Annotated in this window: 15 protein-coding genes and 1 pseudogene; 12 read left to right on the top strand and 4 right to left on the bottom strand. The window is 41.8% G+C overall.

Features of this window, described 5'->3' with window-relative positions; translation table 11 throughout:
• Positions 1-3 precede the first annotated feature (3 nt).
• The gene (locus CKW00_RS06915; RefSeq protein WP_095821955.1) at positions 4-627 is read left to right on the top strand and encodes a flavodoxin family protein; all 624 of its coding nucleotides are present in this window, start codon (positions 4-6) and stop codon (positions 625-627) included.
• A 110-nt stretch (positions 628-737) separates the two neighbouring features.
• Here CKW00_RS06915 and CKW00_RS06910 read toward each other — a convergent pair whose 3' ends face one another.
• Positions 738-1,160 carry an organic hydroperoxide resistance protein gene (locus tag CKW00_RS06910; protein ID WP_095821954.1) on the bottom strand — a complete coding sequence of 141 codons (423 nt, stop codon included), beginning with the start codon at positions 1,158-1,160 and terminating at the stop codon, positions 738-740.
• Between the two features lie 130 nt (positions 1,161-1,290).
• Here CKW00_RS06910 and CKW00_RS06905 point away from each other — a divergent pair, with 130 nt between their 5' ends.
• From CKW00_RS06905 to CKW00_RS06880, 6 genes are all read left to right on the top strand, one after another.
• On the top strand, positions 1,291-1,737 hold the full coding sequence (locus tag CKW00_RS06905; protein ID WP_095821953.1) for a MarR family winged helix-turn-helix transcriptional regulator: 447 nt from the start codon (positions 1,291-1,293) through the stop codon (positions 1,735-1,737).
• Positions 1,734-2,213, top strand: a complete 480-nt coding sequence (rlmH, locus tag CKW00_RS06900; RefSeq protein WP_095821952.1) for a 23S rRNA (pseudouridine(1915)-N(3))-methyltransferase RlmH — start codon at positions 1,734-1,736, stop codon at positions 2,211-2,213. Before CKW00_RS06905 ends, rlmH begins: the two co-directional genes overlap by 4 nt.
• A gap of 552 nt (positions 2,214-2,765) precedes the next feature.
• Entirely contained in the window at positions 2,766-3,185 is a 420-nt protein-coding gene (locus tag CKW00_RS06895; RefSeq protein WP_095821951.1) for a PaaI family thioesterase, read from the top strand.
• Positions 3,186-3,783: 598 nt separating this feature from the next.
• Entirely contained in the window at positions 3,784-3,966 is a 183-nt protein-coding gene (locus tag CKW00_RS06890) for a PspC domain-containing protein (RefSeq protein WP_095821950.1), read from the top strand.
• A 204-nt stretch (positions 3,967-4,170) separates the two neighbouring features.
• Positions 4,171-5,124 carry an L-lactate dehydrogenase gene (locus tag CKW00_RS06885; RefSeq protein WP_095821949.1) on the top strand — a complete coding sequence of 318 codons (954 nt, stop codon included), beginning with the start codon at positions 4,171-4,173 and terminating at the stop codon, positions 5,122-5,124.
• A gap of 39 nt (positions 5,125-5,163) precedes the next feature.
• Positions 5,164-6,789, top strand: a complete 1,626-nt coding sequence (locus CKW00_RS06880) for an L-lactate permease (protein ID WP_095821948.1) — start codon at positions 5,164-5,166, stop codon at positions 6,787-6,789.
• A 139-nt stretch (positions 6,790-6,928) separates the two neighbouring features.
• Here the strand turns inward: CKW00_RS06880 and CKW00_RS13675 are convergent, their stop codons facing one another.
• Entirely contained in the window at positions 6,929-7,084 is a 156-nt protein-coding gene (locus CKW00_RS13675; RefSeq protein WP_158221284.1) for a hypothetical protein, read from the bottom strand.
• Positions 7,085-7,542: 458 nt separating this feature from the next.
• Between CKW00_RS13675 and CKW00_RS06875 the strand changes: the two genes are divergently transcribed.
• The 5 genes from CKW00_RS06875 (at position 7,543) to CKW00_RS06855 (ending at position 11,226) form a co-directional block, all read left to right on the top strand.
• A complete protein-coding gene (locus tag CKW00_RS06875; protein WP_095821947.1) occupies positions 7,543-9,396 on the top strand; it encodes a heavy metal translocating P-type ATPase in 1,854 nt (617 codons plus the stop codon).
• 192 nt (positions 9,397-9,588) lie between these two features.
• Positions 9,589-9,822 carry a heavy-metal-associated domain-containing protein gene (locus CKW00_RS06870; RefSeq protein ID WP_054788693.1) on the top strand — a complete coding sequence of 78 codons (234 nt, stop codon included), beginning with the start codon at positions 9,589-9,591 and terminating at the stop codon, positions 9,820-9,822.
• Positions 9,823-9,855: 33 nt separating this feature from the next.
• Complete coding sequence (locus tag CKW00_RS06865; RefSeq protein WP_026907429.1) at positions 9,856-10,155, top strand: hypothetical protein; 300 nt, start codon at positions 9,856-9,858, stop codon at positions 10,153-10,155.
• A 65-nt stretch (positions 10,156-10,220) separates the two neighbouring features.
• A complete protein-coding gene (locus CKW00_RS06860) occupies positions 10,221-10,454 on the top strand; it encodes a heavy-metal-associated domain-containing protein (RefSeq protein WP_026907428.1) in 234 nt (77 codons plus the stop codon).
• A gap of 64 nt (positions 10,455-10,518) precedes the next feature.
• Positions 10,519-11,226, top strand: a complete 708-nt coding sequence (locus CKW00_RS06855; RefSeq protein WP_095821946.1) for a Crp/Fnr family transcriptional regulator — start codon at positions 10,519-10,521, stop codon at positions 11,224-11,226.
• Between the two features lie 1,012 nt (positions 11,227-12,238).
• Here the strand turns inward: CKW00_RS06855 and CKW00_RS06850 are convergent.
• A pseudogene (locus CKW00_RS06850) lies at positions 12,239-12,511 on the bottom strand (DNA/RNA non-specific endonuclease); the annotation flags it as partial.
• An 84-nt stretch (positions 12,512-12,595) separates the two neighbouring features.
• Complete coding sequence (locus CKW00_RS06845) at positions 12,596-13,333, bottom strand: tryptophan-rich sensory protein (protein WP_095821945.1); 738 nt, start codon at positions 13,331-13,333, stop codon at positions 12,596-12,598.
• Positions 13,334-13,469: the final 136 nt, after the last annotated feature.

The raw sequence follows: 13,469 nt of genomic DNA, 5'->3' as shown, positions 1-13,469 counted from the left end.
GATATGAGCAATATTCAGGCATTATTTTTAAATGGATCGCTGAAAGATTCCAACGATTACTCCAACACACATGTTCTATTCAACGAAGTAGCTGAAATTATGGAAAAAGAAGGAGCTTCTGTCGAAGAAGTGCGCCTCGCCGACTACGATATCAAATTCGGTATGGCCCCTGACATGGGGGGCGGCGACGAATGGCCGAAGATTTTTGATAAAGTGAAGCAAGCCGACATCGTTATTATGGGAACACCGCTCTGGATTGGTGAGAAAAGCAGTGTCACCACAATGGCGATGGAGCGACTTTACGCATCAAGCGGAGAGACGCAGGACAACGGCCAGTCGATTTACTACAACAAAGTCGGCGGTGCCGTCGTAACCGGAAACGAAGACGGAGCGAAGCACGCTGCCGCCTCTCTTCTGTACGGTCTGTCCCACATCGGCTTTACCATACCGCCGAACGTGGACGCCTACTGGGTCGGAGAAGCGGGTCCGGGACCGTCCTACATGGAAACGGACATGGACAACGAGTTCACGAAATCCCACGTGAAAATGCTCGCCTACAACACGCTTCATCTTGCCCGCATTTTGAAAAACACACCGATCCCTCCGGAAGGGAACGCAATGGAATAACAGGAAGAGACCAGCTGAAAACGCTGGTCTTTTTCATTGCAGTTACAGAGAATTTGCGGGGGGATAATGGATGGAGAAAAATAATCCCCGCCTTGTCGGCGAGGTATTGTTTATACAGCGTTCGTTTCGATTTCCACGTCCATGTTACCGCGGGTCGCCTTGGAATACGGGCAGAGCTTGTGAGCTTTGGAGACAAGTTCTTCCGCCTCTTCCTGGGTGGCGCCTTTTACTTCTATGTGAAGTTTCGCAGAGAGACCAAGGCCATCCGATTGTTTGCCGATGCTCACTTCGGAGGAAACGCGGGAACTGATTTCCTTTTTAGCCTGAGAAGCTGCGAGTTGCAGGGCGCTGTCGAAACAGGCTGCATAGCCGGCTGCGAACAGTTCCTCCGGATTAGTCGCTCCTTCTTTATCTTCTCCGCCCAGGGAGGAAGGCATGGCGAGGTCGAGATCCAGCGTGTTACTGTCCGTTTTGACGTTCCCTTCACGTCCACCTTCTGCTGTTGCTTTTGCTGTGTAAAGGATTTTACTCATTGTTTATCCGCTCCTTCGTGTTATTTTAATTGTGCACAATTAAATAGTACACAATTTATTGGCGGGTGACAAGTCATATGCATGAGGGATCGGAAAGGCTTTGCTATAATGGCTACAGGAGGAATGAATGATGGCCGAAGACAAAATGAAACTCGAAAACCAGATATGCTTTTCTTTATATGCGACGACCCGTGAAATGACGAAATTGTATCGCCCGCTGCTTGCCGACCTGGATATAACGTATCCGCAGTACCTGGTACTGCTCGCTTTATGGGACAGCAGCCCGCTCAGCGTGAAAGAACTGGGAGGACGTCTGTACCTTGATTCCGGAACGCTGACCCCGATGCTGAAACGAATGGAAAAAGTGGGCCTCATCGAACGCTACCGTTCCAGGGAAGACGAACGCAAAGTACTGATAGGGCTGACAAAAGAAGGGCGGGACGCAGAACAGAAAGCTGCGTGTATCCCCGATCTGTTACTTGAAAATATTGATATGAATGAAGAACAAATCCTTCAGCTCCAGCACACATTACAACGTATGCTGGAAGGAGCAAGAGAGAAAGGGGAAGGCCTATGAAGGTATCGATCATCAGCGTCGGAAAACTGAAAGAAAAATATTTGAAACAGGGGATCGACGAGTATACGAAGCGGCTCGGTCCGTATGTGAAAACGGAGATCATAGAAGTGGCGGACGAGAAAGCACCGGAGAATTTGAGTGAAGCCGAGATGGAGGAAGTGAAACAGAAGGAAGGGGAGCGGATTCTTGCAAAAGTACCAAAGGACGCCTACGTCATCACGCTTGAAATCGAAGGCAAACAGCTGACCTCGGAACAGCTCGCCTCCCGCTTCGACAACCTCATGACCTACGGTTCCAGCAAAATCGTTTTCGTCATCGGCGGCTCCCTCGGCATTAGCAGCCAGGTCCAGGATCGCAGCGACTACGCCCTTTCCTTCTCGAAGATGACGTTCCCTCACCAGATGATGCGCCTGATGCTGCTGGAGCAGGTGTACCGGGCGTTTAAGATTTTGAAGAATGAACCGTATCATAAGTGAGTATGTTATACGTTTGATTATAAAAATACCAAGTGCCGGTTTTCTTAACATTCCAGCGCTTGGTATTTTCTATTTGTATTTCTACAGATGCCTCTATGCTGGTATTCGTTTATGCGATTTGGAAGAAGTCATAGACATTCATTCGTTGAAAATAGGAAAAGTAGCATGAGGAGGGTACATGCCCTTCTCTTTTGTTTACTATACAGAAAGGCGGTAAAACGATTATTTTTTGAACGTTGACCAGGACCCTTTATATCAAAACCTCCAATTATGATCTTAATGACCATACAGAAATTCACTGTAACGCTCATGGTCTGTATGAAGTGATAGCAGAAGAAACGGAACAAGCATTTTCTTCTCTCGAAGATTGCTATTCCTATATTCCTACTTGTGGCTTTAACATAAAGCCCGATCATGTATGAAAACGTTTGATATAATGGCATTATCTAGCTAGATGGTGATAATGCAACAAATGGGCCAGATTGCCTATGAACTAATACATCTTATCTTATTTAGGATGAAAAATTATTAAATACTTTTGGAGGGATTAACATGGGTAATAACGATTTTTTTGATAGAGCAGAGCAGGCTTTAAAAGCACAAACTTTTAGTCAACTTGTTGGCACAGAACTGAAAGAGTATAAGCCTGGAGAAGTTGTGTTGGAAATTCCAATAAAGGATAACTTATTACAACAACATAAATTTGTTCACGGTGGTGTTGTTAGTTATGCAGCTGATAATGCATTAACCTTTGCAGGAGGGTCTACATTAGGACCCAATGTATTAACATCAGAGTATAAAATAAATTACGTCAGACCAGCTTTCGGCGAAAAATTGATTGCACGTGCGAGTGTAATATATTCGGGAAAACGGCAAGCTGTATGTCGTTGTGACGTATTTGTTCAAGATGTCGAAGGAGAAGAAAAATTGTGTGCTACATCACAGGGAACAATTGTGTCTGTTTCATCCTAAAAATGATAAGTACGACAAACGGGCGCAATTGTTGAATAGAACCATTTGCTTAAAGGCTTAGGGGTTGCCATTTTACCTTGAATGTTCAAACAGGGTATAGCCTATTTGAACGAACGATATTATTGCCATTTCGGGTGTTTGGAGTGTTCAGTCAATGTTGAATATCGATTGATACTCACCTGACACTGGAAGAAGAGAACCTTTTCTTTGTGAAAGTGATTGTTCTAGATCACTAGAGGGGAACGAACACCCTTTCTTGTAAAGCTACACTACATATGACTTATGACATCTATAAAGAAAAGGGAAACCTGGTCATTCGTACACAAGGGACGAACGCTTTCCTGCTAAATGATTCGGTAATTTGAAATCTACCTCAGAATGCCTTCTTTTTTTGTGTTATTGAGTAATTGTGCCATTGTATCATTGTTCTATTGTGTTACTGAAAGCTTAATTTAATGAAAAAAGAAGTAGATAACCAGAAGGGGAGGAAACCATTTTTTGAAAAACGGTAAAGGTGGAGTGAAAAGGGTACATGCAGTCGTGGAAAAAGCACTATGCCTGAAACGGGCCAGATTGTTAAAGAAGAAGGGGGACTATTATGCGTCGTAAATTAACCAAATCATCAACTGATAAAGAATTGTACGGAGTTTGTGGGGGTATAGCAGAGTATTTTGGTATATCTACTTTCATCGTGCGTGTAATATTTCTCTTTACCTTTGGCTACTCTTTTTGGATTTATATATTTTTGGTTTGGGGCTTGGATAAAAAGGCCTCGTTATAAATTAGGCAGTTATGCAACTGGGCGCAATTGAGGAAGATCACAAGTAGAAAATAGTCAAGCTTTTTTATAAAAATTGCATACTACTTAACAAAGATAACGAATTGAATATGAAATATTTCACAAATATTGTTGATTTAATAAAGAGAATGTTAGATAATAAGTATGTGATAAATTTCACAAAGTTAGAACTTAGGAGGATTTCCCATGAAAAAAGAAAACGTTAATCGTGTTGTACTTATCGGCGCAGGCGCTGTAGGAAGCAGTTACGCATTCGCTATGCTTAACCAGGCTGTCGCTGAAGAATTTGTCATTATCGATGTGAATGAAGATAAAGCTACAGGCGACGCTATGGATCTGAATCATGGAAAGGTATTCGCTCCGAACCCTACCAAAACATGGGCCGGTACTTATCAGGACTGCAAAGATGCTGAGATTGTATGTATCAGTGCGGGAGCGAACCAACAGCCCGGGGAAACCAGACTGGACCTCGTGAAAAAGAACCTTGCCATCTTCCAAAACATCGTTTCTGAAGTGATGGCCAGTGGATTCAATGGAATCTTCATCGTTGCGACGAACCCTGTAGATATCCTCACGTACGCGACCTGGAAATTCAGTGGACTTCCAAAAGAACGTGTCATCGGTAGTGGAACCATCCTCGACTCCAGCCGATTCCGCTACCTTCTCGGAGAGTATTTCGATGTGACACCTTCTAATATCCATGCCAATATCATCGGAGAACATGGCGACACAGAGTTGCCTGTATGGAGTCACGCAACCGTTGGAGGAGTTCCTATCCTTGAACTGGTGGAACGTCATGAAGAATATAAAGTGGAAGATCTTGAGGAGATTTTCATAAATGTGCGGGATGCTGCGTATCACATCATCGAGAAAAAAGGTGCAACGTACTATGGAATCGCCATGGGACTCACTCGCATGACGAAAGCGATCCTCAATAACGAAAATGTGATTCTGACCGTGAGTGCTTATCTGAACGGCCAGTACGGAACAGAAGATGTATATATGGGCGTACCGGCCATTGTAAACCGGGAGGGCATCCGTAATATCGTAGAAGTGAGCCTGAATGAAAAGGAACAACAGTTGTTCAACCACAGCGCTGAAGTGCTGAAAAACATCCTGACTACCAACTTCGAAAACTAGCCGACATCTTAATTCAATTCCAGAAATGAGTGATGCCTTATGTGGTTACAGCAGTACGACCCTTTTGGAAATATGTTTATCAGTTCTCTCCTTGCGGCTTTACCTATATTCTTCTTCTTTCTCGCGCTGACACGGTTCAAAATGAAAGGGATCTTGGCTGCATTTCTGACGCTTATGCTAAGCATCTTCGTGTCCGTCCTATTTTTTGATATGCCGATCACGAAAGCTCTGTCCGCTTCTCTTCACGGGGTAGCCAATGGTTTGTGGCCGATCGGCTATATCGTCATTATGGCTGTCTGGTTATACAAAATTGCCGTACACACGGGGAAATTCACAGTCATTCGTTCCAGTATAGCTTCCATCTCCCATGACCAGCGGCTTCAATTATTGCTGATCGGCTTCAGTTTCAATGCCTTTCTCGAAGGAGCCGCGGGCTTCGGGGTGCCGATCGCCATCAGTGCTGCTCTACTTGTGGAACTCGGATTCCGTCCACTGAAAGCCGCAGCTCTATGCCTGATTGCCAACGCGGCGTCCGGAGCCTTCGGAGCCATCGGGATCCCTGTCATCGTAGGGGCACAGATGGGGAACCTTGAAACGATGGAACTCTCACGTACCCTGGTCTACCTATTACCGATGATTTCGTTTATCATACCATTCTTACTCGTCTTCATCCTGAGTGGCTTCAAAGGAGTAGCTGAAACATTACCGGCATTATTCGTTGTCAGCGGTATTTACACAGGAACGCAGATCTTCACGATTCTATTCCTCGGTCCTGAGCTTGCGAACATTCTCGCTGCTCTATTAAGCATGGGTGGTCTCGCCCTGTTTCTGAGAAAATGGCAACCGAAGACTATACACCGGGAAGCGAATGCTCCAGAGGTTCAACAGGGAGAATCCTACAGCCTGAAAGAAATCATCAAAGCCTGGTCTCCTTTCTATATTCTGACCGCAACCATCACATTGTGGAGCTTACCTTCTTTCAAAGCTCTATTCAGGGAAGACGGGCTTTTGGAACAAACGACGACCTTTATACCCATTCCTTTTCTTCATCAGGAAATACAGAAAGCACCGCCGATTGCACCTGAAGTCACAACGCTGGATGCTCTCTTCAAACTGGATCTGTTATCTGCAACCGGTACTGCCATTTTAGTGGCTGTTCTTCTTACGGGGTGGTTCAGTTCTGCGATCACCTTGACTGAAGGAATGAAGTCATTGAAGTTGACGATCAAGGAATTATGGATTCCTGTGCTGACGATCTGTTTCGTCATGGGCTTTGCAAATCTGTCCAATTTTGCCGGGCTAAGTTCCACTATCGGACTGGCATTAGCTGAAACAGGGGATCTGTTTCCTTTATTCAGTCCTATCCTCGGATGGATCGGTGTCTTCATCACCGGTTCTGTCGTCAGCAACAACGCCCTGTTCGGCCATTTACAGGTTGTTACGGCGAACCAGATCATGGCCAACCCATCCCTGTTACTTGCAGCCAATACAGCAGGCGGAGTCATGGCTAAGCTTATTTCTCCGCAATCTATTGCGATAGCCACCGCCGCGGTAAAAGAGACAGGCAAGGAATCCAAGTTGTTCCAAATGACCTTGAAATACAGTTTAGGTTTGTTGCTAATCGTTTGTCTCGTTACATTTTTATTATCTTTAGCCGGTATCTGACCACGCTCGGCTACAAACATGGAAAACACGCCGGTTCCCGCAAAGAACCCCGCGTGTTTTCCATCTTCGTTATGTTAAGTCAAACCACAATTCACCATTCACAGCCACTCCATGCACGGACAATATGCTTTCTCCCCCATCACTTTTCGTCCAAAAACGAAACAGCTTCTTCATCGTTTTTCACAGGATAATGATAGCTTTGCTGATACGTTTCATGCCCTTTCCCTGTAATCAGGATCCAATCTTTTTCGCCTGTCCCGGCCAAAGCTTCTTCGATAGCTATGGTACGATCCATGAGGACACGTCCCTTTCTGTTCCCATACTTTTCCTGAAGGTCCCTGGTTTTGTTATGCTGTTCTTTTATAATTTTTCACTTTTACAATAGGGGTACCACCAACTTTTTAACACATTACTCACGTTAAGTATTTTATTTACAAATGAAGTTGTAAAATAGCGTAGATGTCTCATTCTACGCTATTTTTATTTAGACAAACACCAAAGGATGGGCCATCCAGCGCCTTTTTGCCTTTTATATCTTCCCTAATATATAGCGTAGAATTATTTTTCCACTTCTTATTGTAGTGGAGAAGGTTGATTTAGTGGTTAAAAATAACTTAGCGTGAGTTTTACGGTGAAATGTTGGTACTACCCCCAATAGAACTTGATTCGAATCAATTTTTATTTCATAGAAACATCCTATACTAGAGTCATCAACAAGGAATACAAATGAAAATGAAATTGGAGGGAATCAACATGCAAAGATATATATTAAGTAAAAAGAATTCCATTACACTGATCAGTGCAATTTTGATTGCACTTGCATTCTTCGGACGATTTTCCTTAGACAACATGGCCATTTTCAATTGGTCGCTCATCATTGCATCTATTCTTGGTGTAGCACCAATTGCGATTCAAGCCTATCAGGCATTAAAAGTAAAAGTTGTCAGTATTGATGTTTTAGTTACCATTGCAGTTATTGGGGCAGTATTGATTCAAAATTATGAGGAATCAGCCATCGTTACTTTCTTATTCTTATTTGGTTCTTACTTGGAGCAACGTACCTTGAACAAAACACGTTCTGCCATTAAAGAATTAACAGAGCTGGCACCAGAAAGTGCTTTAAAGCAAATGGAAAACGGAGAATTTGAAGAAGTAGATGTCGATGATGTAGACGAAGGTGATATTTTATTAGTTAAAACGGGTGTAAAAGTTCCGGTAGATGGAACAGTGTTAATTGGTGAAGGTCACATTAATGAAGCAAGTATTACTGGAGAATCTCTACCTGTAAGTAAAAAGGTTGATTCTGAAGTATTTGCAGGATCTATCTTAGAAAATGGAACGATCCAAATTCGAGCTGATCGTGTTGGAGAAGATACAACATTTGGTAGAATTATCGAATTAGTGGAAGAGGCACAGGATTCCAAATCAGAAGCAGAACGTTTCATTGACCGATTCTCAAAATACTATACACCAGCTGTGTTAGTCCTTGGTTTTATTGTTTGGTTTTTCTCAAAAGATATTGAACTAGCTATCACGATTCTTGTTTTAGGATGTCCAGGTGCATTAGTTATCGGGGTACCTGTATCCAACGTTGCCGGTATCGGAAACGGTGCACGTAATGGTGTCCTCCTAAAAGGTAGTGAAGTTATCAATGACTTTAGCAGAGTAGATACTATCGTTTTTGATAAAACAGGAACATTGACAGTAGGAAACCCTGAAGTTGCCGAAAAAGAATTTTACGGAAAAAATACTGAAGAGGTTCTAGGATATTTAGCAAGTGTGGAGCGTGAATCGGACCACCCACTAGCGAAAGCTGTCCTACAGGATATTGGCGAGACAACTTTCTCTACTGTTGAAGAAACCGAAGTCGTTAAAGGTGGCGGAATTGTAGCAAAAATAGGTGTTCATCGTATAGCCGTTGGTAACGTAGCTTTAATGGAAAAGGAAAATGTGAAATTAAGCGAAAAAGCTAAAAAAGACGTCGAACGCTTTGAGAAAAATGGGAATTCTCTTGTGTTAACTGCGGTCGACGGAGAATTAAACGTTCTGATGGGTATTCGGGATCAAATCCGTCCAGGTGTTAAAAAAGATCTTCAAAAACTGAAAAAACTAGGGGTCAAAAACCTTGTCGTTCTTTCTGGGGACAACCAAGGAACCGTAGATTTAGTTGCTCGAGAACTTGGGTTAACAGAAGCACATGGTCATATGCTACCGGAAGGAAAATCTGCTTATATCGAAAAAATGCAAGCAGAAGGCGGGATCATTGCCTTTGTCGGTGATGGAGTGAATGATAGTCCTTCACTAGCCTTAGCAGATATCGGAATCGCCATGGGAAGTGGAACAGATGTTGCAATTGAAACATCAGATGTTGTTTTAATGAATTCTGACTTTAGTCGTTTACCACACGCATTAGGCTTAACAAAATCAACTTCAAGAAACATGAAACAGAACATTACCATAGCAGTTGGTGTGGTATTAGTCTTACTTGCCAGCCTACTATTTAGTGAATGGATGAATATGTCAATCGGGATGTTGGTTCATGAAGCAAGTATCTTAGTAGTCATCTTGAATGGTATGAGATTGCTTCGATACCGTTTGAGAGAATAATTTTAATAGAAACCAGTCTTGATGAATGATAAAGGGGAAGTATTCAGGTAGGAAGAACAAAATACTCCCCTACTTTTTCTTAAAACTTGATTTGCATCAATTTCATTTCGTTGAACCTGAACTATACTTAAATTGTAAAAAAGAAGAGGGAAAACAAAAAAATCAAAGATAAGATGAAAGGAGAAATAATTCATGCAAAAAGGAGTTATTCAATTAGAAACATTATCTTGTCCATCTTGTATGCAAAAGATTGAAAATGCGGTGAAAGGATTAAACGGGGTTAATCAAGATAGCTTAAAAGTATTATTTAATGCTAGTAAAGTAAAAGTAGATTTTGATTCAGAAACGATCACCATTAACGATATCGAAAAAGCCATTGAAGACTTAGGATATCCAGTCGTCAAATCAAAAGTAAAATCGGCCTAAGACCAAAAAATCACAAGAAAGAGGGAACGAATAATGTCTGAACAAACATTTAACGAAGTAATAACAAACCATTTTGAAAAACTGGATTTATACACCACTGCAATTACACGGGCCCATGGTAAGAATCACCCAGAAGCCTTTGAAGTACGTGAATTGTTTGAAACAATTAGTGGAAAAGTAAAAGACGCAGGTACGAACAAACCTGACTTAGATGCTGAATTTGCTCAATTACGAAAAATCACAGACAACTACACCATTCCTGGAGATGTATGTGAAACGTATGCAGGCACATTCGAGATGTTATCAGAAGTAGATAAAGCATATCAGGCTTAAAGTAACTCAAAAACAAAAGAATAGATTGGTTTACGGTCGTTAAAAAATGAAGGGGGAAATGATTTATGCAAAAAGCAACGATTCAATTAGAAACCTTATCTTGCCCATCTTGTCTCCAAAAGATTGAAAATGCGGTGAAAGGAATAAACGGTGTGAATCAAGATAGCTTGAAAGTAATGTTCAATGCAAGTAAAGTAAAAGTAGATTTTGATTCAGAAGCAGTCGCTATTAACGATATCGAAAAGGCAATTGAAGACTTAGGATATCCTGTTGTCAAATCAAAGGTAAAACCTGCTTAATCGAGTGAATAGAAAGGAAGCCTAGGATGCCCTCTTAGGCTTTTTATAAAAGGGAGAGGTTATTTTGGAACAAAACCAATGTTGTCATCACCAACATGGACATGCAGAATGTATTCGTATTGTTCCCATTTTCAACCATTTGGAAGACTCACAAATGGATTTGATTGCGGAATCTGCCAAGATACTTCATCTTAAAAAAGGGGAAATGTTATTCCGTGCAGATGAGGAAGATGATACCTTATATATTATCAATTCAGGTAAGGCTCGGATTTACCGCTTATCGGATTCTGGAAAAGAACAACTTGTTCGCATTTTAAATCCTAGTGATTTTACAGGTGAAGTCGCCATTTTCCAACCTGGAAGTATTCATGAGAATTATGCGGAAGCACTACAAAATACATCCATTTGTTTAATTAAACGAGGTGATTTACAGAAGTATTTGGTGGAATATCCGCAAATCTCATTAAAAATACTGTCAGAAGTAACGATGCGTTTAAAGGATTCTGAAAAACAAACCACACAAGTAGCGATTGAAAATGTAGAAACCCGCATTATATCCTTTTTAGCTGAGAATGTTGAAAAGGGAAGTGGCGATAGTCCAACGATTATCTTACCAATGTCCAAAAAGGATTTAGCCTCGTATCTTGGTACCACACCAGAAACAATCAGCCGTAAATTTACTACTCTAGAAGAACTTGGATTGATTAAACAGTTACCGAAAAAGAAAATTAAAATAATGGATTTAGATCAATTGTTACTTCATACTGAATAAATATAAGCAGAGTAGCGTGCCATCATCTAACGTGTTAAGTTTAATAGTACAAAACATAAAATAACAAACCTTTTAGCAATCCAATTAGCATATAAAATGGATTGCTAATTTTTGTTGATTTAACAATGTTTATCTACAAAAAGAAAGAGAAATGGCTACTTATTTGGCACTTATTTTACCAAGACGACATAAACTTGTGTCAACTGCATAATTCATTAGCAAAACACCCCCTAATAACTAAGCTAATTCCTCTGATAAATAACTAAGTAATTGGAAATTTATGTTAACATTATAATTTGGATTGTGAATTAGTGTACTTAAAGTAACGGGGGCTTTAGTTAAATAACCATCTTCCACAATCGGGCGCGATTGCTGAATAAAACTATTTGCCTTAAGGCTTAGGGGTTGCCATTTTACCTTGAATGTTCAAACAGGGTATAATTTAAGTAAACAAAGATATTACTGCCATTTCGGGTGTTTGGAGTGTTCAGTCAATGTTGAATATCGATTGATACTCACCTGACACTGGAAGAAGAGGACCGTTTCTTTTTGGAAGTGATTGTTTTAGATAACTAGAGGGGAACGAACACCCTTTCTTTTAAAGCTATACTACATATGACTTATGACATCTATAAAGAAAAGGGAAAACTGGTCATTCGTAAACAGATGACGAACGCTTTCCTACAAATGATTTGGTAGTATAAGATCTACCCTAGAATGTCTTCTTTTTTGTGTTATTGAGTAATTGTGTTATTGAGTTAATGTGACATTGTGCCATTAAATCATTGTGCTATTGTGTTAATGATTACGTAAGAAACATGAAAACAGGTAACTAGAAAGTGAGAAAATCAGGAGGTTATTCACTCATAGCAAACACTCCCTTTGTGCAATGGGGAGGCAGTCATAGACGTTTATTCTAAAATAAAGAGAGAAGGGAACGCCTTTCTTCTCGTCTGCTTCTTTTATCCTCCGAGGCTGGCTAAGAATGTTCTTCTCCGTCTCCTGGAGAGGTTTATTCTCCCACCGTTCCATCACCATCTCTATCATCCATGTATGGATACAACCAGTGATCACTGGTGATCGGCATAGAGAAACCGGCATCTTTAGCCTCCTGGATGGTCACCTGGCCATTGCCATTCGCATCCACGCTGGAAACATCCCCTTCTTCGGCATTGCTGGGGGCATCAGAAGAAGGAGAGGAATCGGAAGCATCATCCTGTGTCAGTCCGAGAGACGCATTCACTTCATCCGGGTTCACGTTATCAAAAGTGTCCATAATCTCGTTTGTTCGATTAGAAAAATACCAAGTGCCGGTTTCCTTACCAATTCCAGCGCTTGGTATTTTCTATTTGCATCCCCACGGATACACCTATGCTGTTTGTTTGGTCCGGAACTTCTTAACAACCGTAATGAGGGCCACGATTACCAGCACGATACTGGTGATCAGCAGCGTTATATTCAAACTGCTGTATTCATTTTCATTGACCACATAAATACCATAGAACGGCCAGAGAATGACGAGTGGATAGAGCCAGTCGCTATAGCGGAAGGCGACGATACTGCCGATGAGGGTTGCTGCCGCAAGCATGATAAGCGTCCAGTCCAGCTCGCCGAGACCGAGGATGGTTTCCACCTCCAGGCTGGCGGTTACCGCGAACACGTTCACAATCGTCGCAACGGTCACCCAGGCAAAATAAATGGAGAACGGCAGCCGATCGAACCAGTTATAGTCACCCTTCGTAATTGAGGTATGAATAAAGACGAGGGTAGTCAGAATGGCTGCGATCACCAGGGTTGATACAACCAGCAACTGCTGGGTAAACACGACGATCCAGAGCCCGTTCAGGAGAAAGTTGACAATGGGCCAGAAAGTTAAGCGGGACGCCAGGGACCCTACCCACGTGTTATCGAAAAACCGTTTGATGATCCAGATGAAAAGCAGGATATAAATCAGTCCCCAAATGGAAAAGGCGAACCCTGCAGGCTGGATAATCGCCTGGTTATTGTCGGCTACGATACCGACATTCGTGGCGCTCCAGTAGTTTAAAAAGATCATAAGGCCAAAAGCTATCGGATAAGCGATAGCCCATATTCGTTGTTTAGGCATCTAGCCTCACTCCCTCTTTAAATTAACGTTTTCTTAGAATTTCTTCGTTTTTCGTCCATTTTCTTTAGAACTATAGAAGTTTATGGTTGCGGTCGAAACCTTTATATGAAAATAAAGGGGATATTTGGAATATGGG

This window comes from Salimicrobium humidisoli, assembly GCF_002295105.1.
GTDB classification, from domain to species: Bacteria; Bacillota; Bacilli; order Bacillales; family Halobacillaceae; genus Salimicrobium; species Salimicrobium humidisoli.
This window is presented reverse-complemented; position numbering and strand designations above follow the sequence as displayed.

Coding starts and splice junctions, on each gene's coding strand:
- CKW00_RS06915 (WP_095821955.1), top strand. CDS start 4: ATGAGCAATATTCAGGCATTATTTTTAAATGGATCGCTGAAAGATTCC.
- CKW00_RS06910 (WP_095821954.1), bottom strand. CDS start 1,160: ATGAGTAAAATCCTTTACACAGCAAAAGCAACAGCAGAAGGTGGACGT.
- CKW00_RS06905 (WP_095821953.1), top strand. CDS start 1,291: ATGGCCGAAGACAAAATGAAACTCGAAAACCAGATATGCTTTTCTTTA.
- rlmH (WP_095821952.1), top strand. CDS start 1,734: ATGAAGGTATCGATCATCAGCGTCGGAAAACTGAAAGAAAAATATTTG.
- CKW00_RS06895 (WP_095821951.1), top strand. CDS start 2,766: ATGGGTAATAACGATTTTTTTGATAGAGCAGAGCAGGCTTTAAAAGCA.
- CKW00_RS06890 (WP_095821950.1), top strand. CDS start 3,784: ATGCGTCGTAAATTAACCAAATCATCAACTGATAAAGAATTGTACGGA.
- CKW00_RS06885 (WP_095821949.1), top strand. CDS start 4,171: ATGAAAAAAGAAAACGTTAATCGTGTTGTACTTATCGGCGCAGGCGCT.
- CKW00_RS06880 (WP_095821948.1), top strand. CDS start 5,164: ATGTGGTTACAGCAGTACGACCCTTTTGGAAATATGTTTATCAGTTCT.
- CKW00_RS13675 (WP_158221284.1), bottom strand. CDS start 7,084: ATGGATCGTACCATAGCTATCGAAGAAGCTTTGGCCGGGACAGGCGAA.
- CKW00_RS06875 (WP_095821947.1), top strand. CDS start 7,543: ATGCAAAGATATATATTAAGTAAAAAGAATTCCATTACACTGATCAGT.
- CKW00_RS06870 (WP_054788693.1), top strand. CDS start 9,589: ATGCAAAAAGGAGTTATTCAATTAGAAACATTATCTTGTCCATCTTGT.
- CKW00_RS06865 (WP_026907429.1), top strand. CDS start 9,856: ATGTCTGAACAAACATTTAACGAAGTAATAACAAACCATTTTGAAAAA.
- CKW00_RS06860 (WP_026907428.1), top strand. CDS start 10,221: ATGCAAAAAGCAACGATTCAATTAGAAACCTTATCTTGCCCATCTTGT.
- CKW00_RS06845 (WP_095821945.1), bottom strand. CDS start 13,333: ATGCCTAAACAACGAATATGGGCTATCGCTTATCCGATAGCTTTTGGC.